Annotated in this window: 16 protein-coding genes; 10 read left to right on the forward strand and 6 right to left on the reverse strand. The window is 67.4% G+C overall.

The window, feature by feature from the left end; translation table 11 throughout:
* Positions 1-282: 282 nt before the first annotated feature.
* The 6 genes from BQ9890_RS12735 to larE all read right to left on the reverse strand — a co-directional run bounded on the left by BQ9890_RS12735 (position 283) and on the right by larE (position 6,920).
* Entirely contained in the window at positions 283-1,212 is a 930-nt protein-coding gene (locus BQ9890_RS12735) for a HoxN/HupN/NixA family nickel/cobalt transporter (protein WP_075891982.1), read from the reverse strand.
* Positions 1,213-1,285: 73 nt separating this feature from the next.
* Entirely contained in the window at positions 1,286-2,980 is a 1,695-nt protein-coding gene (larC, locus tag BQ9890_RS12740) for a nickel pincer cofactor biosynthesis protein LarC (protein ID WP_075891984.1), read from the reverse strand.
* Between the two features lie 17 nt (positions 2,981-2,997).
* The gene (gene larD / locus BQ9890_RS12745) at positions 2,998-3,711 is read right to left on the reverse strand and encodes a D/L-lactic acid transporter LarD (protein ID WP_075891986.1); all 714 of its coding nucleotides are present in this window, start codon (positions 3,709-3,711) and stop codon (positions 2,998-3,000) included.
* A gap of 284 nt (positions 3,712-3,995) precedes the next feature.
* Positions 3,996-5,270 carry a nickel-dependent lactate racemase gene (larA, locus tag BQ9890_RS12750; RefSeq protein WP_075891988.1) on the reverse strand — a complete coding sequence of 425 codons (1,275 nt, stop codon included), beginning with the start codon at positions 5,268-5,270 and terminating at the stop codon, positions 3,996-3,998.
* A gap of 134 nt (positions 5,271-5,404) precedes the next feature.
* Positions 5,405-6,067, reverse strand: a complete 663-nt coding sequence (larB, locus tag BQ9890_RS12755; RefSeq protein ID WP_075891990.1) for a nickel pincer cofactor biosynthesis protein LarB — start codon at positions 6,065-6,067, stop codon at positions 5,405-5,407.
* A complete protein-coding gene (gene larE / locus BQ9890_RS12760) occupies positions 6,060-6,920 on the reverse strand; it encodes an ATP-dependent sacrificial sulfur transferase LarE (protein WP_075891992.1) in 861 nt (286 codons plus the stop codon). The genes larB and larE overlap by 8 nt, the downstream gene beginning before the upstream one ends.
* Positions 6,921-6,998: 78 nt before the next feature.
* On the opposite strand from larE, the gene BQ9890_RS12765 reads away from it, so the two are divergent.
* The 10 genes from BQ9890_RS12765 (at position 6,999) to BQ9890_RS12810 (ending at position 21,745) form a co-directional block, all read left to right on the forward strand.
* Positions 6,999-8,141 (forward strand): helix-turn-helix domain-containing protein, encoded by a 1,143-nt coding sequence (locus tag BQ9890_RS12765; RefSeq protein ID WP_075891994.1) that lies wholly within the window; start codon positions 6,999-7,001, stop codon positions 8,139-8,141.
* A gap of 125 nt (positions 8,142-8,266) precedes the next feature.
* Complete coding sequence (locus tag BQ9890_RS15990; RefSeq protein ID WP_195907679.1) at positions 8,267-8,635, forward strand: hypothetical protein; 369 nt, start codon at positions 8,267-8,269, stop codon at positions 8,633-8,635.
* Positions 8,636-8,688: 53 nt separating this feature from the next.
* The gene (locus BQ9890_RS12775; RefSeq protein WP_268258661.1) at positions 8,689-9,645 is read left to right on the forward strand and encodes a threonine/serine exporter family protein; all 957 of its coding nucleotides are present in this window, start codon (positions 8,689-8,691) and stop codon (positions 9,643-9,645) included.
* A gap of 220 nt (positions 9,646-9,865) precedes the next feature.
* Entirely contained in the window at positions 9,866-11,140 is a 1,275-nt protein-coding gene (locus BQ9890_RS12780) for an ROK family transcriptional regulator (protein ID WP_075892000.1), read from the forward strand.
* Between the two features lie 273 nt (positions 11,141-11,413).
* A complete protein-coding gene (locus BQ9890_RS12785) occupies positions 11,414-14,461 on the forward strand; it encodes an alpha-mannosidase (protein WP_075892002.1) in 3,048 nt (1,015 codons plus the stop codon).
* Between the two features lie 100 nt (positions 14,462-14,561).
* Positions 14,562-15,932, forward strand: coding sequence for an extracellular solute-binding protein (locus BQ9890_RS12790; RefSeq protein ID WP_075892004.1), 1,371 nt, complete (start codon positions 14,562-14,564; stop codon positions 15,930-15,932).
* On the forward strand, positions 15,932-16,873 hold the full coding sequence (locus BQ9890_RS12795) for a carbohydrate ABC transporter permease (RefSeq protein WP_043534907.1): 942 nt from the start codon (positions 15,932-15,934) through the stop codon (positions 16,871-16,873). Before BQ9890_RS12790 ends, BQ9890_RS12795 begins: the two co-directional genes overlap by 1 nt.
* Entirely contained in the window at positions 16,870-17,751 is an 882-nt protein-coding gene (locus tag BQ9890_RS12800; RefSeq protein ID WP_230297946.1) for a carbohydrate ABC transporter permease, read from the forward strand. The genes BQ9890_RS12795 and BQ9890_RS12800 overlap by 4 nt, the downstream gene beginning before the upstream one ends.
* Before the next feature lie 368 nt (positions 17,752-18,119).
* Positions 18,120-20,768, forward strand: coding sequence for a Z1 domain-containing protein (locus BQ9890_RS12805; protein ID WP_075892006.1), 2,649 nt, complete (start codon positions 18,120-18,122; stop codon positions 20,766-20,768).
* Positions 20,765-21,745 carry a PD-(D/E)XK motif protein gene (locus tag BQ9890_RS12810; protein WP_075892008.1) on the forward strand — a complete coding sequence of 327 codons (981 nt, stop codon included), beginning with the start codon at positions 20,765-20,767 and terminating at the stop codon, positions 21,743-21,745. Before BQ9890_RS12805 ends, BQ9890_RS12810 begins: the two co-directional genes overlap by 4 nt.
* Positions 21,746-21,841: the final 96 nt, after the last annotated feature.

Below are 21,841 nucleotides of genomic sequence, written 5' to 3' on the forward strand. Positions count from 1 at the left end.
AGGGAAACTGGGTGCATTCGCGCACACGCAGCGACGACAACAAGGGTTTCGGCACCTCTCGCAGCGCCTGGCAGTGGATCCGGGTGCTCCACGGGGCCGAGACGGTGCTTCCCATGCCTTCTCGGCGTGCCAAGGGCTTGGGATCCGTGCGGATGACGGATCTGGACGTGGCCCGTGAGTGGGACAGCGGATCCTGCTGCTGCACGGACCCCTCCGTGACGAACCTGGACGGTGAAGAGCGCCGCGCGAGCCGCCAAATCAGCCGCCGTATCACGCGCCGTGTCAGGCAGCGTGGTGGCGGACCCTGTTCTGCCGGAGGACCGCGATGACAGCAGTTCCGACCACGGCCAGGGCCACGAGCCCCCACCCGATGGGTGCGGTGTCGAGCTCAGGAGCCGCGCGCCCGGTCACGGCGGCGGTGATGTCGAGTGCTGTGGCGGAGGCGATCAGGACCGCGCAGGTGATCGAGATGGCGGTGACCACCGTGTTGAAGCGCGCCCGCGTGGACGCGGCGGCATGGGAGTACACGTGCAGCATGAGGTTGGCGTTGATGGAGTCGCCCAGCGTCATCGCGGCAGTGAAGCACAGGGGGAGGGCCATGAGCACGATGGGGCTGGACCCGGACAACGAGGCGAGCGCGGTGATCATCAGGAGGCTGATGGTCGAGGCGGTGTCGAACCCGAGGCCGAAGAGGATGCCGAAGAGGTAGATGTGCCCTGCATGGCGCACATGCCCGAGCGGCTTGGTGAGGAGACGCGCCCACGGACCCTTGGGCTCGCTGTGGTCGTGGTGCTGGGTGAGGTTGGGGATGTTGGCCGCGGCCACCGCGAGCAGGTACAGCGCCGAGACGCCGGCCCCGATGAGTCCGAGGATCCGGGCCTGGCTGGACTCGGCGTCGAGGACCGTGCTGACCCAGGAGGCGCCGAGCACGACGGCCGCCCCCGCAGCGAGCACCACGGTGGAGTGGCCGAGGCTGAAGGCGAGCCCCACGCCGTTGGGGTTGCGGCGCTCCCCGAGCAGCTTGCGCGTCGAGCCGTCGATCATGCAGAGGTGGTCGGCGTCCAGGGCATGCAACAACCCGCGCGTGTAGGCGAAGCCTGCGAGCGCGGGAGGGATGGCGCCCGCGGCGTGTCCGGCCAGGAGGAGCGCTGCGGCCAGCACGTGGATGGCCAGCACCACGGCGATCGTGACGGAGTGACGGGGAAGGTGCACGGGAGTTCTCCAAGGGGTCCGATAAGGGGACCGTGGTGGGTGGGGGTGTGGGGAAGTGGTCAGTGGGTGGAGGTCAGTGGGTCGACGAGGGCGCCCCCGGCGTCAGACCCGCGGCGACAATGGCGGCCGTGGCCCGCTGGGACACATCCAGTTCACTGCGACCTGTCGTGCGCGCGATCTCGGCGAGCGAGGCGAACTCCGCCTGGGCATGGACCACGCGGCCGTCGCGGAGACCGATCTTCACCGTCAGTGGTTGCCCGTCGAGGTCGATGCGGACGAAGTCCCGGTCGAGGACGGTGCGCGTCACCGGGGACTCCCGGACACCCAGGGTGGGGGTGGTGGTGAGGAGCAGGGCGACGACCTCCGCGCGGTGGATGTCGTCGACGAGCACCTGGACCATGACCGCGGGGCGCCCCTTCTTCATCTGGATCGGTGTCACCCACGCGTCCGCGGCCCCGGCGTCCAGGCATGCCTGGATGACGCCCGGGATCAGCCGCTGGTCGAAGTCGTCGAGGTTGGCGCGCAGCTCGACCATGCCGTCGTCGTCGGTGCCGTCGTCGACGCTGCCGTGCTCCGCGCCCTCGTCCTCCGCACTGTCGTGATCTGCTCTGACGTCGCCCGCGCCCACGCCGGGGGCACTCCCGGCGTCCGGGTTGCTGCTGTCGCTGGTGCCGGTGACTGTCGTGACGTCCTCGAGGACGATGCGCACGCAGTTCGCCCAGCCGGGCATGTCCCGCCCACCGGCGCCGATGCCCACTCGACCGGGGCGCATGGGGGGCATCGAGTCGGACTCGGTGGCCAGGGCACGGATCAGCGCCATGCCGGTGGGTGTGGCGAGCTCCCCGACGTCACGGGGGTCGCCCGTGGATGCCGGAGCCTCCTCGACGCCGTGGTGGTGGTGGTCGTGGGAGTGCGTGTGGTCGTGGCCGGCGTGGTCGACGTGGTCGGTGTCCAGGTGGTCATGTGCGTGGACATGACTGTCGTGCGTGTGCGTGTGCGTGTGCGCGTGGTCCGGCCCGTCGGCCCCGTCCGTGTGCCCGTGCCCGCGCTCGTCATGTTCATGGGTGTGTGCGTCGCCAGCAGCGGGCAGATGCCCGTGCCCGTGCTCATGCCCGTGCCCGTGCTCATGCCCGTGCCCGTGCTGGCCCCCGCCGTGCTCAGCGTCGTGCGTGTGCTCGTGGTGGTGGTGGTGCGCCGCGGAGGGATCCACGACCCCGGGCAGCGCCCGGACCTGCCATCCGCGGGAGAGCTCCAGGACCGCCGGGGCGGGGACCGGCATGAGCCCGTGAGCCGCGTGGATGCGGCCGTTGCCCAGCGCCACCCACGAGGCCGACAGGCCCTCGATCCCCAGCAACCGCAGCGCCTCACAGACGCCGACGATGTCACCGATCGCGTCCAGCCCTCCCACCTCGTGGAAGTGGACCGACTCTGTCGTGGCCCCGTGCACCCGGGCCTCGGCCCGGGCCAGTTGCTCGAACACGGCCAGTGCCCGCCGCCGGGTCGACGCCGCCAGGGGTGCGTCGGACAGCAGTGCGCGGATCGTCGGCCAGGTGCGCTCCAGGGAGCGGTCGCCCACCTGGAGGACCCGGGCGTGGCAGGCGCGCACCGCGCCGCGGGTGACCTCCTCGGTGCTGACCTGCAACGCGCCGGGCAGGACGGCGTCGAGCGCCTCCTGGATCCCGGCCACGGGCGCACCCGCGTCGATGAGGGCGCCGAGGAGCATGTCCCCGGCCACCCCGGCTGTCGCGTCGATCCATGCGGTGGGCATGTGGGTGTTCCTCCTGCTCAGAAGATGTGCAGCACGTAGCGCGCGAAGAGCGCCGCCAGCAGACCACCCAGGAAGGGGGCGGTGCCCGGCACGATGAGGCCGTACTGCCAGTCGTTGGAGGTCTTGTGGCGGATCGGGAGGATCTGGTACGCCAGGCGCGGGCCGAGGTCGCGGGCCTGGTTCATGGCGAACCCGGTGGTACCGCCCATGCCCATGCCGACCGCCCACACGATGATGCCGACCCCGATGGGCAGCAACGACTCATACGACTTCGCGACGGCGAGGATGGCGGTGAGGAAGACGAAGGTCGCCACGGTCTCCACGAAGTAGTTGCGCGGGAGGTTGCGCAGGTTGGGGTTGGTGGAGAAGATGTTGCGGATCGCGACGGGGTCGACCTCGTCCTCGGAGGCCTTGAAGTGGTCGGCGTACATGACGTAGACGACCAACGCGCCGAACACGCCGCCGAGGCACTCGGCGATGACGAAGGGCACGAAGTAGGACCAGGGGATGAGTCCCAGGATCGCCTGGGCCAGCGCCATGGCGGGGTTGATGCAGACCCCGCCGAAGATGAACAGGACCACGGAGATGCCGAAGGCCCAGGTCGTGATCGCGAAGATGTGCCCGGAGGCGCGGTACTTGGTGTGCTTGAGGACGTCGTCGCAGTGGACGCCGACACCGAAGATGATCATCAGGGCGGTGCCGAGGAACTCGTAGAGCGTTGCTTGCCACATGGGGAGTGTTGCCTGTCTCGTGCGTGGTGGGATCGGGTGTGCTTCCTGCAGCCCGGCGTGGTGCCGGGGGTCTGTGGGGGGTGGGCGCCGGGGTGGCAGGTCGGGCTCGTGCCCGGGGAGGGCCCCGTGATCCGCTGCCGCGCGTCGGCGGTGGCGGTGTGTCCACGAGGGCGGCTCCGGGAGCCTGGTGGGCGGTGCGCGATGGGCGCGCACCGCCCCCGGTCAGTGGGTGTGTGACACGGCGGGCATCGCCCCACCGGGTCCCGGCCGCTGCGCCCCGGCGCTCATTCGACGATGACGGAGAGCCCGTCGCGGATGACGGTCACCTTCGCGTCCTCACCCTGGGAGGCGAAGGCGCTGGCCAGGGCCGCCTCGAAGGTGGGGGCGATCTCCATGTGCATGTCGGTGACGAGCTTGGGGTCGACCAGGTCGGAGACGATGATGACGTGGTGGTGGACCAGGATGCGGGCCAGGATCTGGGAGGTCCACTGGTCCGGCACCGTCTCCAGGCGCGGGGTGTTGATGGCGGCCTCGAGGAACTGCGCGGGGTCGGCCAGGTCGGCGAGGTTGTGGTAGAAACCCTCCCCGCCGTGACCGTCGGCGCAACCGGCGACCATGATGATGACGCCGCCCTCCTTGTTGGTGGCCTCCGCCGCGGTCACGCCCTTGACGGCCTGGTAGATGTTCTGGTCCAGGGGGAAGCCGCCGTTGGTGGTGACGGTGATGTCGGAGGGGATCCGGTCCACGTGGGCCAGGCCCGCCACGAAGTCGCACCCGACCTTGTGGGCCTCGACCATGTCACCGGCGAAGGAGCCGATGATCTTCTTGTCCCCGTCCAGCACCACGTTGACGATGAAGGCGAGGTTCGCGGTGCGCGCCGCGTAGAGCATGTCCTCGTGGATGGGGTTGTGCGCGAGGTTGCCGGTGCGGGCCTTGTCGGAGTCGATGAACTCCCCCGAGTGGTTCGCCATGATCGTGCGGTAGGAGGCGACGCCGGGCAGGACGGCCTTGCGGCCCCCGGAGAAGCCGGCGAAGAAGTGGGACTCGATGAAGCCCTCGGCCAGGAGCAGGTCCGCCTCCACGGCGATGCGGTTGATGATGCAGTCCCCACCCGAGGGCAGCTGCCCGATCTTCACCACGGAGGAGTCGTCGGTGGAGACGTGCATGACGATCTCCTCGTTGTCGACGATCTCCTGGCCGTACTTGTTGACCAGTTCCTCGTGGGAGGAGGGGCGGTGGAAGCCGGTGGCCACGAGGATGCGGATGCGCGCATCGGGGGCCACGGAACGGATCCGGCGCAGGATGATGGGCGTGATGATGTGGGAGGGCACCGGGCGGGTGTGGTCGGAGGAGATCAGGACGATGTCCTTCTTGCCCCGGGCGAGCTCCTCCAGGGTGGGGGACCCGATCGGGTTGTCCAGGGAGGCCTCGACGGTGGCCTCCTCGGAGAGCGGGTTGTGGAAGTCCTCGGCCCGGGAGACCAGGAGGCCGGCGAAGTTGCGCTCGGGGATGGTGGCCTCGACGGTCCCGTGGTCGTAGGGCAGTGAGAACGTGGGCATGGGTTCCTCCTGGGGTACTGGCTGGTGCTGGCTGGTGCTGGTGGGAGTCGGCTGGTGGGTCAGGGGTCGGGGGTGGGGGGTGCGGGGGTGCGGCGGTCGCCGACGAGGGCGGGGCCGGTGGCCGGGTCGGGTCCTCAGGTCCGCGGGGCGGTGATCTGGGCGGCGAGGTGGCCCCCGCCGTAGCCGTTGTCGATGTTGACCACGCCGATGCCCGGGGCACAGGCGTTGAGCATGGTGAGCAGCGGGGCCAGGCCACCGAAGGCGGCGCCGTAGCCCACCGAGGTCGGCACCGCCACGACGGGTGCGGACACGAGGCCCGCGATGAGGCCGGGCAGTGCGCCGTCCATGCCGGCCACGACCACGACGACTCCGGCGGCGCGGAAGGTGTCGAGCCTGTCCAGGGTGCGGTGCACGCCGGCGATGCCGACGTCCGCCACCAGCTCGGCCCGGCGGCCCAGGTAGCGGGCCGTGAGCAGCGCCTCGCGGGCGACGGGGAGGTCCGAGGTGCCGGCGCAGGCCACGACCACCGACTCACCGGTGGGCTCGGGCGGCTCCGGTGGCCAGGCGAGCAGGCGGGCGACCGGGTCGTGGTGGGCGTCGGGCAGCTGGGAGAGCACCGCCCGGGCCCGCTCGGGGTCCGCCCTCGTGAAGAGGTGGGTCTGTTCGGGGTGGTCGCGCACGAGCGCGGCGATGGTCGCCACGTCCTCGGGTGACTTGCCCTCGCAGTAGACGGCCTCGGGGTATCCGCGCCGGTGGTGGCGGTCGAGGTCGAGGTCGGCGATCCGGTCCTCAGGCATGGAGGCCCTCCCGCAGCAGGCTGAGGCTGAAGAGGCCGGACTGGATGCCGGCCAGGTCGACGGTGACGTGGGTGAAGCCCGCCTCCCGGACGCCGGTGAGCATCCGGTGGCGCAGGTCCTCGTCGGCCAGGCGGGCGAGCTCGGCGGCGGGCAGCTCGATGCGGGCGATGTCGCCGTGGTGGCGCACGCGGCAGTCGGAGAAGCCCTGGGCGCGGACCACGGACTCCGCGTCCTCCACCTGGCGGAGCTTGAGGGGGGTGACCTCCTGGCCGTGGGGGATGCGCGAGGCGAGGCACGGTGCTGCGGGCTTGTCTGCCACGGACAGCCCGAGGGCCCGGGCCAGAGAGCGCACGCGGACCTTGGTGAGGCCCGCCTCGGCCAGGGGGCGCAGGACGCGGTGCTCGGTGGCGGCCCGCCCACCGGGGCGGTCGGGGGCCAGGGAGTCGTCGGCGTTCTCGCCGTAGGCGACGGCGTCGAGGTGGTGCTGGGCCACGACCGAGTCGTCGATGGTGCGGAACAGGGCGGACTTGCAGTGGTAGCAGCGGTCCAGCGCGTTGACGCGGTAGGCGGGCAGGTCGGTCTCGCCGGGGTCGAACTCCAGGAGCTCCACGCCGATGTCGGCGGCGAGGTCCCGGGCGATGTCGCGCTCGTGGGAGGCCAGAGAGGCGGAGACCCCGAGCAGCGCGACCACGTGGTCGGTGCCGAGTTCGCGGGCGGCGACGGCCAGGAGGAGGGCCGAGTCCACGCCGCCGGAGAAGGCGACGCCGAGACGGCCGATGCCGGTCATCTCTGCGGCCAGGGCATCGTAGGACTGCTGGTCGGGGGCGGGGAGGGAGGTCGTGGAACTGCGCACGTCAAGAATGCTACGATTGGCGTCGTTTCAAATAACTGGTTGTTCGGGGCATCCCGCTGGCCTCCGAGAGGTGGGATCGTGAGCCACACCGCACCTCCCCTGGAGGTCTCGGCACCCAGGCGCGCCGTGATCGCGCAGGTCGCGGCGGATCCGGCGGTGTCGGCCCGTGACGCGGTCCACGCCCGGGTGCTGCTCGCCGCCGCCGAGGGGGCGACCAACGCCGACAACGCGCGCCGCCACGGGGTGTCGGTGGGCACGGTGTCGGCCTGGCGGCGCGCTTTCGAGGCGGAGGGTCTGGCCAGGTTCGGGCAGGTCAGACAGGGTCGGGGACGTCGGGGCACGATCCCGGGACTGACACTGGGGGAGGTCATCCAGGCGATCGGGCGCAACGACCGCGCTGCTCACCCCCAGACCGCACGCGAGCTCGCGGTCCACCTGGGGGTGTCGGAGAGCACACTGCGGAGGGTCCGGTGTGATCTTGGTCTTGTCCGAGGATCGGACGGTCGCGCGGAGCTCCCCGGTCCGCCGTTGACACCCCACCACGTGGAGGTCTGCGGGCTCAAGGTCACCCCGGAGGGGCTCGCACTGGCCGTCTCCCTGGACCCCCTGAGCCATGGGCGACTCGTGGAGGTCCTCGACGGGGACGGGGTCGCGGACGGGGCGGTGGGTACGGCGGGAGGCACGGCGGGAGGGGCGTTGTCCGGTGCCCGAGGAGCGGAGCGTGGGCGGCGTCTCCCGACTCCGGTCCTGGTCCTGATCGCCGCCCTGGAGGTCATGCAGGCTGCGGTCGGGGTCCTCGGCGGAGAGGTCGCGGTCAGCGGCGCGACGGCCCCGGTGTCCCGGGTCGACCGGCACCATCCCCGGTATGCGGGGGGACTCCTGGAGGACCTCGCGACCCGGGTGCCCTCCGCCCTGCGGATCCTGGTGGTGTCAGCCGACTACTCGTGGCCGAGGATCCCTGACGGTCGGGTCCACCTGCGGGAGGTGGCGCGTGGGTCGTGGCTGTCCGAGGTCGCCCGGGTCCTGCGCCCCTTGGGGGTCGGCGTGGCCGGGAGGCGCCAGTTCGACTGCCTGGAGGACCTGGTGGGCGCGGTGGACGACCACCTCGGGGACGGCCTGGAGGAGGGGGCGGACTTCGACTGGCGTGCCGCCCGGGACCACCTGATCGCTGGGCCGCTGAGGTCCAGGCTGGACCTCCTCACCCGCACCGAGTTCTTCTGAGGGAGACTGTGGATCGTTCCGGGTCCCGGTGGGTCCACGAGTGGCGCGCAGGGTCGACGGGGGTGGATCCTGCCACCGCCGGCTCTTCCGGTACGAGGGTTGATGAGGGAACGGGAGTGGAGTCCGTGCGCAGGGACACCGGAGAGGTGCCGAACGGTCCGCACGAGGAGCAGGGACAGGTGTCCCCGCGACTGGAGGACCCCCTGGAGGAGCGCCTGGAGTTCCTCCTGCAGTTGGGGTGCGGCCTGCTGGAGTCGGGACAGAAGGCTGCGAGCACGCGCTACCTGGTGGCCACCTGCGGCAGGGGGCTGGGCCTCCAGGGCATGAAGGCCATGACCCGGGGGCGGATGCTCCGCGTGGGTGCCCAGGGACCCGACGGGACCCCCGGATCCTGTCCGCCCCGGCCAACACCTTCGACGTCATCGACTGCACGAGGGCGCGGGACCTGGCCCGCCTCGTCGAGGAGGTCGACCGCCCCGACGCCGAGCCCCTGACCGGACCGGAGGCGGAGTCCTTCCTGGCGAACGGGCGGGAGGAGGTTCCCCGACTGCGCAGTCGGGGCACGCCCTGGTGGGTGGTGACCTTGGGGCTCACCCTGCTGGCGTTCTTCATCAGCATGCAGGTGGGCATCAACTGGCGTGCCTGGGTCGCGGCAGCCGTGGTGCAGGTCGCCTCGTCCCTGGTCGGGTTCGCGGTCGCGCCCCTGCGCGCGCCCCGCCTCGTGGTGGTGGCCGCGCAGGCCTGCGCGGGAGGGGCCCTGGCCACGGCGCTGGTCCAGATGGATCTCGTCGACCCGGTGGGTGCCGCAGCCGCCATCGCGGTGAACTGGCTGCTGCTCCTGCCGCTGCCCCAGATGGTCAACGCGGTGATGGACCTCCTCAGCTTCGACCGGCGCATGGCGCTCGTGCGCCTCTCGCGTGTGGCCCTTGCCGTGGGCGGCCTCGTCATCGGTGGGGCCTTCACGTTCCTGCTGGGGGAGTCCCTCGGGATGGCCCACCCGCGTCTGGACACCCTGCCCGGCATGCCGTGGTACCTGGTGCTGGTGTTCTCCGCGCTCGCGGCCGTGGGCAATGCCTTCGCCAACGGCGGCCGATTCTCCCTGGCGGTCCCCGCAGCGGTCACCGGCTTCGCCACCGCCGGGGTGAACCAGGTGCTGCTGCTGGTCGTGGGCCTGCCTACCCTGGCGGCGAACACGATCTCCGCGTTCGTCCTGGGGATCCTCGCCGGCATCTATGCCGTGCGGGCCGGGTATCCCCAGCAGGTGCTGGCCCTCATGGGCATCACCGGCGCCCTGCTGCCCGGGATCCCGGTGTTCTTCGGGATCCTCCAGGAGATGGGGCAGGGGTCGGGCCTGCCGTGGTTCGGGCAGGCGGCCCTCATCATGCTGGGCATCGGCGTGGGCGTCGGCATCGGGTCGTTCCTGTACGAGGCCGTGCGACTGGCCGCGCTCTGGGTCGTGCACAAGGTGGCGCGGGTCGGGCGGCGGGGCAAGGTGGCCGGCTGATCCCCCGCACGAGCATGCCGCCCGTTCCCGGCCAAGTGTCGGCGCACGGAAGGGATGCTGATCGGCTTCGGGAACACTCCGACGATGAACTCGGTCCCTCACGTGAAGTGGGAGTTCATCACATTTCCGTCCCGGGGTCGGCGTCGGAGAAGAGCGCGTACCGATAAGGTGGACAGGACGTACCACACGGGAGTGGGTCATAACGGGGAGGTGACGCGTCATGCGGTTGGGGGCGAACCAACCGCGAATCGGCACGTTCAACGAGCGGGTCATCCTGGATGCGCTGCGGCGCGCGCCCGGCCAGAGTCTGACCGAGTTGTCCTCGACCACTGGGCTGGCCGTTCCGACGGTCTCCGGTCTGCTCAAGCAGCTCACGTCGAGGGGACTCGTCTCAGCGATCGGCACTCAGAGGGTGGAGCGAGGGCGACCGAGGACGAGGCTTGCCCTTGTCCCCGAGGCGAGGTTCAGCGTCGGCATCCATCTGGACCCGACCGTCATCACCATCGCCTTGCTGGATCTGGCGGGCAGGGCCCGCTCCACGCGCCTGGAACAGGGTGCGCTCGATGACCCGCCCGACGTGGTGATCGAGCGCATCGTTGCGTCGACGGCTTCGATGATCGCCGCCGAGGGAGTCGACCGCTCACGGATCGTGGGTGCCGGAGTCGCAAGTCCGGGTCCCATCGATCTGACCGGAGGACGGCTCGTGGATCCACCGTGGCTGCCGGGATGGCAGGGAGTGGCCCTGCGTGAGGAACTCGAAGAGGGCCTCGAGATGAGTGTTCTCTTCGAGAAGGACACGACTGCGGCAGTGGTGGGGGAGACCTGGTTGCGGCGCGAGGACGGCGATGTGAACGTCCTCCTGTTCGTGTACGTCGGTGTCGGTATTGGTGTGGGAGTCACCACCACGGGCGAGGTCATGCGGGGATCGACCGGCAATGCCGGTGAGATCGGGGGGTTCTTCGAGCCTGCTGCCGATGAACCGGTCTTTCCCCCGTCGGTGACGGCGGCGTCGTCCAGCGTCGATCCCTCCTACCTGGTGGCCTGGGCCCGAGATCTCGGCATCCTGGAGGACCGTGTCGTGGAACCGGCGGAGGTCGCCGGGGACCCCGCGGTGAAGAGGAGCTCCCTTCCGCAGCTGGCCGACATCGACCACGCCTTCAGTGAGCTCTGTGATGAGGCGGACTCCGGTGAGCCGCGGGCTCTGCAGCTGATGACGGCTGCTGGTGCCAAGGTCGCCAGGATGGTCGAGGTCCTGACCGACCTCATGGATGTCGACACGGTGGTGATGGGTGGTCCGTACTGGGGACGTGTGCAGTCCTTCTACGAACCGGAGATCCGGGAACGTCTGTCGCAGCGTCGACGTGGACAGGTGCGGAGAAGGCTCACCCTGTCCAGCTCGTTGATGGGCGAGAGTGCGGGAGCAATCGGGGCCGCTGCGATGGTCCTCGACGAACGGTACGTACCCCGGGCGGCGATGCTCGCAGTCGATGACTGAGACTCCAGGGTCTGGCCCATGGTGTGAGTGCCCCCGGCTCACCGGGAGCAGGTGGCGGTGGCGGCTGTTGCCCCGGGGTGGGACGGCTCCAGGAGGAGTGCGCCCCGTCTGAACGCTCCGCAGTGCAGTGCGCCCCAGTGGTGGCCTTCGGCCGGTGCTGGGCGGAGTCAATCGTTACCCGAATGAGATCTGGAACCCTCACCCGCTTAATTTCGGGTGTCATAATAAAGATCGCACAGGGCGACACACGTCACACAGCAAGGAGGCTGTCGAGTGTTCAGAGACGACGACGCAACCCGTAGGCGACTGGCACGGTTGGAGCGGGAGTGGGTGCGTCCCGCCCGCGTTCTCGAGCGTGCCGATGTCGAGGTGACGAAGTGGGATGTCCCGGATGAACCGGTGTCCTTCGACGTCGCGACCGGTCAGGACTTCGAGGCGTTCACCGTGGGTGACCCCTGGTCCAGGCCGTGGGGGACATCGTGGTTCCACCTGCGCGGAGTGGTCCCGCAGGCGTGGGCGGATCGGTCGGACCGGACTCGCCACGAACTCGTGGTCGACCTCGGTTTTTCACCGGTGCAACCCGGCTTCCAGGCCGAGGGGACCGTCTACCGCCCTGACGGTTCCGTGGTGAAGGGCCTGGAGCCACTGAACTGCTGGGTGCCGATCGACGCCGGGCCGGGGGAGACCTTCGAGTTCTACGTCGAGGCCGCATCGAACCCCCAGGTCATGAAGGAGGACTGGACGACCCCCTCCGAGCTCGGTCTGAAGGAGACGGCTGGCACGGACCCGATCTACTGGGTCCGCACCATTGAACTGCAGAGGGTCGACACCGTCGTTGAGAGGTTCCTGGCGGAGGCCGAGCTCCTCGACGGGTGGGTTGACCAGCTTGCGTCGGACTCCCCGCGCCGTGAGGGCATCCTGGCAGCGCTGCAGGGTGCAGTTGACGCGCTGGATCCCGACGACGTTGCCGGGACGGTGGAGGCGGCGCGCGCTGCCCTCGGTCCTGCACTCGCCTCACCTGCTGTCGCGTCGGCGGGCGACGTCGTCGCGGTGGGACACGCCCACATCGACTCAGCCTGGCTGTGGCCGATCCGGGAGACCATGCGCAAGGTCGTACGGACCTTCTCCAATGCCCTGGAACTGATGGATGAGGACCCGGACTTCGTCTTCGCTGCCTCTTCCGCCCAACAGTACGAGTGGGTGCGCCAGACGCATCCCGACGTCTTCGAACGCATCAAGGCCCGTGTTGCCGAGGGCCGGTGGGTGATCGTCGGTGGCCAGTGGGTCGAGTCCGATCCCTACATGATCGGTGGGGAGGCCTTCATCCGGCAGTTCTCCGAGGCGCAGTCCTACTTCCGTGAACACTTCGGGGTGGAGGCCAAGGAGGTCTGGCTGCCGGATTCCTTCGGATACTCGGCGAACCTTCCGGGTATCGCCGCCCACGTCGGCATCCGCTGGATGCTCACCCAGAAGCTCTCCTGGAACGACACGAACACGTTCCCCCACCACACGTTCTGGTGGGAAGGACTCGACGGGTCGAGGTTGTTCACTCACTTCCCTCCCGTGGACACCTACAACTCGATGCTCACACCGGAGGAGATGCACCACAGTGAGGCCGGCTTCCGTGACGGGGGTGCGGCCTCGATGACGCTCGCTCCCTTCGGGTACGGCGACGGTGGAGGCGGTCCCACCCGCGAGATCATCGAACGCGCTCACCTGCAGGCCGATCTCGAGGGCTCTCCGCGGGTGCGGATGGCCTCACCTGAGACCTTCTTCGAGGAGGCGGAGGCTGACTACCCGCAGGCTCCTGTGTGGCTCGGGGAGCTGTACCTGGAGAACCACCGCGGCGTGCTCACCTCCCAGCACCGCACCAAGCGTGGCAACAGGAAGACCGAGCACCTGCTGGGTGAGGCGGAGCTGTGGGCAGCCACCGCTGCTGTCCGACTGGGTGTTGCGTACCCGCACGAGGAGCTCCACGAGCTGTGGCGCACGGTCCTGCTCCACCAGTTCCACGACATCCTTCCCGGTTCCTCTATCGCGTGGGTCCACCGTGAGGCGGAGCAGACGTACGCGGAGGTCGAGTCCCGTCTGGAGGAGCTGATCGCTGGGTCCCTGGCCGCCCTCGCCGGTGAGGGTGAGCAGGAGATGGTGGCGAACGCAGGAGCCTTTGCCGTTGCGGGAGTCCCCGGCGGCGCGGTGGTCCCATCCGTGACAGGCGGGGCAGCGGCGGTCACCGTCACCGGCGACGAGGAGGGGTGGATCATCGACAACGACGTGATCCGTCTCCGCATCGACCTGCACGGGCTCGTGACGTCCCTGGTTGACCTGACCCGGGAGCGGGAGGTCGTCCCCGCGGGACAGCGCCTGGGAGAACTTGTCCTGCACCGCGACATCCCCACCGACTGGGACGCCTGGAACATCGACCTCGACCACTTCGCCCACACCCGTGTCATCGACTCGGTGGAGGACATCGAAGTCGGCACGGACGAGGTCGACGGATCGGCATGGGTGCGTGTGTCGCGCTCGGACAGGGCGAGCAGGTACGTCCAAACGCTGCGCGTGCCCGTGGGGGAGCCACGGGTCGAGTTCACCACCGGGGTCGAGTGGCACGAGCGGCACAAGCTCCTCAAGCTGGAACTGCCCGTTGCCGTCCACACCGACCACGCCCAGTCCGACATCCAGTTCGGCCATGTCGACCGCCCGATCCACACGAACACCTCCTGGGACTGGGCCCGCTTCGAGACGGTGGGCCTGCGCTGGGTGCGGGTGGCGGAGCCCGACTTCGGGATCGCGGTGACCAATGACCAGACCTATGGGCACTCCTTCGTGCGCGAGAAGGGTGAGGACGGGGTGTCCGTCCGGATCGGGGAGTCCCTGCTGCGCGCCCCCATGGCACCCGACCCCGATGCCGATCAGGGACATCACCTCCTGCGCACCACTGTCGTGGTCGGGGCAGGTGTCCCGGACGCGGTCCGGGAGGGCATCCGTGTGAATGTGCCGGTGCGCACGCTCCATGGCCGACGCGAGGTCTCGCCACTGGTGGTCGTCGGGAGCGGGAACGCCCTGGTCGATGCCGTGAAGATCGCCGACGACGCGAGCGGAGACCTGGTGGTGCGACTGCACGAGACGCTGGGTGGGCGGACCGAAGTGCTCCTGCACGTCGATGCGCCGGTGTCCGAAGCGCGCCTGACCGACGGCCTCGAGCGTCCGCTCGAGGAGGCCGCAGAGGTGAGCGTGGAGGAGGGGACCGTGTCGCTGTCCCTCTCTCCGTTCCAGGTGGTCACACTCAGGCTCGTCGGGAGGTGGTCGAATCCCGAATGACCCATCGCGATTGCCCGGACCTCCGGGCAGTCCGGGGCGGATTCCCGAGGGAGTCGCCCGTTCGACAACAAGTCTCATCGGTTCAAAGGAGAGTCAGCACATGAGAAAGTCAGCTATCACCGCGGCGGCCGTCACGGCGGTCGGCGCGTTCGCCCTGGCGGGATGCTCATCAGGAGGGTCGCAGAGCGGTGAGTCCGGTGATGCGTCAGCGAAGACCATCACGATCGCTTACCAGAAGACGGCTTCGTTCCACCAGCTCGACGATCTGCTCCAGAGCGTCAAGCCCACATTCGAGGCCGCGCACGAGGGCGTGACGGTCAAGCTCCAGCCGATCGAAGCGGAGCAGGACCAGTACTTCACGAAGCTGGCCCTGATGAATGGGTCCAAGTCGACGGCGCCCGACATCATCTATGAGGACACCTTCCAGGTGATGTCTGACGCAGCGGCGGGATACCTGGCTCCGATTGACGACTACCTCGCGGACTGGAGTGACTGGTCTCAGTTCGAGGATGCGGCCAAGAAGGCCGGACTCGGTGTCGACGGCAAGACCTACGGTGTCTCGATGGGTACCGACACCCGCGGGATCTACTACAACAAGGACCTCTTCGAGAAGGCCGGTCTTCCCACTGACTGGCAGCCCAAGACCTGGGATGACATCCTGAGTGCCGCTCGCACCATCAAGGAGAAGCTCCCCGACGTCACTCCTCTCAACATCTACGCCGGCAAGGCCAATGGTGAGGGGACGACGATGCAGGGGTTCGAGATGCTGCTCTACGGCACGGACTCCACCCTGTACAACGAGTCGACGCAGAAGTGGGTCACTGGTTCCCAGGGTTTCAAGGATGCACTCGACTTCTACAACACCGTCTACGGCGAGGGGCTCGCTCCGTCCCTGGACGTGGCACTGGACGCGAACATCGGGTCCCGTGTGTCCACCGAGCTGCTCCCCAAGGGCGAGCTCGCCATGGCCATTGACGGATCCTGGCTCCCCGGCGGATGGATCTCCGGTGACAACGCGTGGGCGGACTGGGACAAGACGCTGGGCTTCGCGAAGATGCCCACCCAGGACGGACAGGCACCGGGCTACACCTCGATGTCAGGAGGGTGGCTGCTGTCGGTCGGCTCCCAGTCGAAGGATCCCGAACTCGCGATGGAGTTCATCAAGCTGGCGCTGAACAAGGAGAACTCCCTGACCTACGACACGACGAACTCCCAGATCGCCGTTCGCGCCGATGTGGCCGAGGATCCCGAGTACCTGAACTACAACCCGTCGTTCAAGTTCTTCTCGGAGCTGGTGCAGTACACGCACTTCAGGCCGGCGACGCCTGACTACAGCCAGATCTCCTCGAACATCCAGGTCGCAACGGAGTCGGTCGTGACCAAGCAGGCGACTCCTGAGGATGCAGCCTCGACGTACGACAGTGGTCTCGTCTCGATCGTTGGCGAGGACGCGACAGAAGCTGGCAAGTGATGACTGCCTCGGTTCTCCAGGAACCGGGGCGCAAGGCCAGCCCCGGTGGGCGGCCTGCTCTGCAGAAGGGCAGTGCCGCCCACCGGGCGGGTCGGGTCGTCCCCATGCTTCCGGCCCTCATCCTGATGTTGATCTTCCTGGTCGGTCCGATCCTGTACTCGTTGTACGGATCCCTGACCAACCAGGCGCTGACTGGATACAAGGCCGCAAACCCACAGTTCGTGGGACTCCAGAACTATGTGAACCTGTTCTCCAGCTCTGATTTCTGGAAGTCCATCTGGTTGACGGTCGTCTTCGTGTTCTTCTCGGCGGTGGTCGGGCAGAACATCCTGGGAATGGCCATCGCCATGCTGATGCGTGCGGCGCCACCCAAGATCTCGTCAATCGTCGGTGGGATCGTGGTCATTGCGTGGGTGCTCCCTGAGATTGTCGCTGCATTCGCGCTGTATGCGTTCTTCTCCACCGATGGAACGTTGAACAGAATGCTCGCGGTGTTCGGACTGAGTGGCCCGACCTGGCTGCTCACCTTCCCGATGTTCTCGGTGATCATGGCGAACATCTGGCGCGGTACCGCGTTCTCCATGATGGTCTACGGTGCCGCGCTCGGCGACGTGCCTCCGGATGTCACCGAGGCCGCGATGATCGACGGTGCCACTGGGCGGCAGAGGATCCTCTACGTGACCCTACCGATGATCAAGGGTTCGATCTCGACCAACCTCCTGCTGACCACCCTCCAGACACTGGCCACATTCACCCTGATCTGGGTCATGACCGGAGGCGGGCCGGGGACGAAGTCCTCGACGCTGCCCGTCCTGGCCTATCAACAGGCGTTCAAGTTCTCGCAAGTCGGATACGGCACGGCGATCGCCACGGTGACCCTGCTCCTGGGCGCCCTATTCGCCTTTGTCTACATCCGGGTCCTGAAGCCGGAGGTGGAATGATGTCGACCGCTGTCCAGACATCCAGTCGTCGGGCGCCGGTGCCCTCGATCGCCCAACCAAAGAGAGCTCCGAGCCGGCTGTTCGCGGGGTTGGCGCTCGGCCTTGTCGGTCTTTCCTTCATCATCCCCTTGGTGTGGATCCTCCTGTCCTCGGTGAATCCACAGGCATCGGTGTCGTTGTCCGTTCCGGAGAGCCTGACGACGGGCAACTTCACGGCCGTGTTCAACATGGACCAGACCTTCCGGCCCCTCTGGAACTCAGCCATCCTCTCGCTGGGAACGGCGCTCCTCACTGTGGTCGCAGGCGCACTGGCGGCCTATCCGCTGTCCCGGTACAAGATGCGTTTCACCCGCGGACTGATGTACACGATCCTCTTCGGGACGTGCCTGCCGATCACCGCGATGATGGTCCCGGTCTACTCATTGTTCGTGCGCCTGAGTCTTCTCGACTCGATGAGTGGGATCATCCTGTTCATGGCAGCCACGTCACTGCCGATGGCCGTGTGGATGCTCAAGAACTTCATGGACTCCGTGCCGATCTCCCTGGAGGAGGCAGCTTGGGTTGACGGAGCGAGCGCCATGCAGACCCTGTGGCGGATCGTCCTGCCACTGATGAAGCCGGGCCTCGTGGTCGTGTTCATCTTCGTGTTCACGGGTGCGTGGGGGAACTTCTTCGTTCCCTTCGTCCTGACCTTCGACTCGATGAAGCAGCCTGCTGCGGTCGCCATCTACAACTTCTTCGGAATGTACGGAACGATCGCCTACGGCAAGCTCGCGGCATTCTCGATCTTGTACTCGACGCCTGTCCTGGTGCTCTACGCGGTGATGCAGAAGGTGTCGGGGAACTCCTTCGCCCTGGCGGGTGCCGTGAAGGGCTAGCCCGGGGCCGAGGAGCGGTGTCCACCACGAGCCGTTGCTGGCCCTCCCGGAGAGGGTTCTTCGCTGGACCTGCCTGTTGGGGCCGGGGCCGGCTGGCGCTCTCGTGGCCGGCGTGGAAGTCGGGGTCTTCCGGTGGCTGAGTTCTCTGCTCTCCCGCCTGGAAGACCCCGATTCGTCGTACGTTGTCTCCGGTGCGTGCCTCTGCTCTGGAGTTGCTCCCGCCCTCCGCACCGAGCCGGGTCGCCGTTTCCGCGGACGCCACAGCGGCGGACCAGGTTCTCGTGTTTCGCAAACATCTGCGGCTGAGTGCAGAATGAGTAACGCCTCACACAGCTATCGCATCACCATGGTCAGGAGTTGGTCTGCGGATGGATCCGACGTACGTCCGGGAAATGCTCATCACCGCAATGCGCCATCGCGGGCAGAGCTTGGACGAGGCGTCCAGGGCCATGTCCCGTGGTCTCGGCATTCCCATCAAGGGATCCCCGATCGGCAGAGCGGTGGAGATCATCATGGCGGAGAGTGAGCACGCTCAGTTGCTCGACGTCCCGCCCGTGATGCGGGGTACCTCCTACCAGCGAAGTCTTCAGAGTGAGGCGCGGCTCAGTCCGTGGTACACGGGAGTGGAACCCGGTGACCGCTACTGGCCGTTCTACAAGGGCAAGCTGGTCGAAGAAGGAGCCGACTACGTGGACGCCGTGGACCAGGCGTCGAGATCAGTGGTCTCACATCTCGCCGACCCGACGATCGAGGGACTGAAGTCCAAGGGGATGGTCGTCGGGTACGTCCAGTCGGGCAAGACGGCCAACTACACCGCCGTCATCGCGAAGGCCGCCGACGCCGGCTACAGGTTCTTCATCGTCCTTGCGGGTCTCCACAACAACCTGCGCCGGCAGACCCAGGAGAGGCTGGAGTCCGATCTCATCTCGGGCCGGGAGTGGCAGAAGCTCACGACGGATGAGGCTGATTTCGGATCGGTCGCCGGGGGAGCGGCCCTCATGACCAGTCATCTGCCTGTCATCGCCGTCGTGAAGAAGAACGCCAAGAGACTTGACAAGTTGAAGCAGTTCCTCCGGAGCGTGGACGAGACGACGCGGCGGAAGTGCCCGATCATGATCCTCGACGACGAGGCGGACCAAGCGACACCCAACAGTCTCGACCTGTCGACGGCGGGGAGAGAACGTTCCGCGATCAATGTGCTCATCCGGGAGATATGGTCTGCCATTCCCAGCGGTTCCTACGTCGGATACACGGCAACGCCGTTCGCGAACGTCTTCATGGATCCGGACGACTCCGCTGAGCTGTACCCGAGTGACTTCCTCATCGACCTCCCACGGCCTGAGACGTACTTCGGTGCAGAGAAGATCTTCGGCAAGGACGTCCTGGATGATGCGGGAGAACCGGACCTGGGTCTTGACGTGGTCCGCACGGTCAGTGACGCGGAGGCCGACTCCCTCAGGCCGCCATCCGCGAAGGAGGAGCGGGAAGTCTTCAACCCCCCTCTGCCAGCCTCCCTCCTGGCAGCCATCAGGTGGTTCCTGGTCGCAACCGCGATCAGGCGGGCTCGAGGTCAGTTCAAGCACTCGTCGATGCTCATCCACACCACCCACTACACGCAGCCGCACTTTGCGATGCGCGACAGTGTCAAGTCGTTCCTGCACGGCCTTGAGGTGGGCGATCCGGAGTTCCACAAGTCGTACCTGGATGAGGCGCCCCGGGCCGCGGAGGTTGCGAGTCGACCGCTCCCGTCTTGGGAAGAGGTCGAGATCGAACTGGAGGACGTGCTTCGCTGCGTCAGTGTTGTCGTCGACAACGGTTCGTCGGACGAGCGGTTGACCTACCACCGGACGGACGAGAACGGTGAGCCCGTCGTCGAGACCGTGATTGCCATCGGAGGTGCGACGCTGTCCAGAGGACTGACTCTCGAAGGGCTCGTCGTCTCGTATTTCAACCGTTCGTCGAACACCTACGACACACTCCTCCAGATGGGTCGCTGGTTCGGCTACCGAACGGGTTACGAGGACCTACCGCGAATCTGGACGACCTCGGATCTGGCGAAGGACTTCCGCTTCCTGGCCGCCGTCGAGGAAGAGATCCGTTCCGACATGCGGGTGATGGAGACGGCTTCACTCACCCCTCAGGAGTTCGGCGTGCGGGTCCGAGCGCACCCGGGTCGTCTGCAGATCACGAGCAAGATGGGTGTGGCGAAGCCTGTTCGAATGTCCTTCTCGGGCCAACGCAAGCAGACGTTCATATTCGACGAGACCAATCGTGAGGTCCTCAGCTCCAACTTGGAAGCCGCCAGGGACCTGGTCAGCGAGATCGACCCGAGCACCTTCACTGAAGGAAGGGCAGCCGGCGTGAGGTGGATTGCCCACGACGTGGATGTTGATCCGGTCCTGCACTTCTTCGAACGCTATCGGTTCCATGAGGACCAACCCACTCTCAACTCCGCGTTGGTGAGTGGTTGGCTCCGGAAGGCTGCGGTCGGCACCCGGTGGAGTGTGGCTGTCATGGGCCCGGGTGCATCCACCGGGAGGACCAAGGAGGGCGTGGACCTCGGATTCCGGGAAGAGAGTCCTTACGTCACCCGTGCGCCCCTGAGCTCCCAGGCAGTGGGCACTGCGAACATCAAGGCATTGCTCTCCCAGTCCGACTGGGTTGCCGACCTCGATCCGGAAGTCGTCAATGAGCGCAAGGAGCCCGATCTCGGGTACGAATCCATCCGAGCGGATCTGACGAAGGACGGTCTGCTGATGATCTTCCCCGTCGATCCGCATTCCAAGCCGAGAGGTGCCAAGAGCAGGACCAATGCTCGCCGTGAGATGGAAGCCGTCGAGCCCGTCATCGGGGTCGGTGTCGTCTTCCCCGAGGTGAAGGACGGAGCTCCACGGTACGAGGCGTTCTACTCGGTGCGACCGGATTGGTCAGCGATCACTGATGACGTGGAGCTGCCCGAGGACACGGAGAACTCCGCTGACCTGCAATTCGACTCGGAAGCCGAGCTCATTCGATGAGCGAACTCTCCGACAGGCTGCTGATCCTCGAGAATGCTGCCGTGCAACCCGGACCGTCCCAGTTCAAGACCGCTGCAGCTACAGGTATGCCGTCCGGTTTCATGGTGGGCATCAGCCAGGACCGTGCCCACCATCTGTTGATTCCCATCGGATCGAGGAGGCTCGTGCCGGACAGGAGGAGCCGGCACCTCGTCCTGGAGGAACAGGAACTCACCATGCCGGATGGTCGTGTCCAGCGTCATGCGGATCTCAGGTGTGACGATCCGGAGTTGTTCGGGGTGTTCGGGTACGTCCTGGACGACTTGGCGGCACGTCTCGGTCAGGCGGGCCACGTCGATGCAGTCCAGACATGTCGCGAGGTCCTGTCGGACTGGCGTGAGCTGACTGCCGGTGGCAACCCGGGACCTGGACGGGAAACCGAGATGGGTCTGTTCGGAGAGCTGTCGGTGCTCTCGAGGCTCGGCGCACGTGATCCCTTCTCCGCGCTTGCCACGTGGAAGGGTCCCGACGGCGCCTCCTGGGACTTCAGTTCGAACGGAAGGGCCATCGAAGTCAAGACGACTGCAACGGTCTCCGGGTCCACGGTGAAGGTCTCCAACATCGAACAGCTCGATCCAGCCGGGCTCGACCGACTGGACCTGGTCGTCGTCCACGTCAGGGAGGATGAGGTCGGCGAGTCGGTCGACGAACTGATCGACAGACTGGTGGCAGCGGGATTCAATCCGCGGGCACTCCTGATGCAGGTCGCGAAGGTCGGACACACGTACGGTCACGCAGGTCGGCGGGGGTACGTCACGAATGGTCTCCACAGGTGGCGCGTGTCGCAGGACTTCCCCAGTCTGAGGCGTGCCGACATCCCGGCCTCCAAGGCGCACGCGCTGCTGAAGATCACCTACACGCTTGCACTGCCGAGCGGATCGGTGGATCTGGACGAACCGGGATCCGTCCGCTGGTTGGAGAGGTGGGTGGACGCGTGATGTCCGGTGCACGGGTGACCACTTCGGGCGGGGCTTCCTCCAGTCCCGGGCCCGTCGGCATCCCCGCTGCTCCTGGGAGTGCGGGAGTGGACTCAC

Origin of the sequence: Actinomyces provencensis (assembly GCF_900155435.1) — a bacterium.
GTDB lineage: Bacteria > Actinomycetota > Actinomycetes > Actinomycetales > Actinomycetaceae > Pauljensenia > Pauljensenia provencensis.

Coding starts and splice junctions, on each gene's coding strand:
- BQ9890_RS12795 (WP_043534907.1), top strand. CDS start 15,932: ATGACTGCCTCGGTTCTCCAGGAACCGGGGCGCAAGGCCAGCCCCGGT.
- BQ9890_RS12810 (WP_075892008.1), top strand. CDS start 20,765: ATGAGCGAACTCTCCGACAGGCTGCTGATCCTCGAGAATGCTGCCGTG.
- larC (WP_075891984.1), bottom strand. CDS start 2,980: ATGCCCACCGCATGGATCGACGCGACAGCCGGGGTGGCCGGGGACATG.
- BQ9890_RS12780 (WP_075892000.1), top strand. CDS start 9,866: ATGCGGTTGGGGGCGAACCAACCGCGAATCGGCACGTTCAACGAGCGG.
- BQ9890_RS12790 (WP_075892004.1), top strand. CDS start 14,562: ATGAGAAAGTCAGCTATCACCGCGGCGGCCGTCACGGCGGTCGGCGCG.
- larA (WP_075891988.1), bottom strand. CDS start 5,270: ATGCCCACGTTCTCACTGCCCTACGACCACGGGACCGTCGAGGCCACC.
- larD (WP_075891986.1), bottom strand. CDS start 3,711: ATGTGGCAAGCAACGCTCTACGAGTTCCTCGGCACCGCCCTGATGATC.
- BQ9890_RS12800 (WP_230297946.1), top strand. CDS start 16,870: ATGATGTCGACCGCTGTCCAGACATCCAGTCGTCGGGCGCCGGTGCCC.
- larB (WP_075891990.1), bottom strand. CDS start 6,067: ATGCCTGAGGACCGGATCGCCGACCTCGACCTCGACCGCCACCACCGG.
- BQ9890_RS12805 (WP_075892006.1), top strand. CDS start 18,120: ATGGATCCGACGTACGTCCGGGAAATGCTCATCACCGCAATGCGCCAT.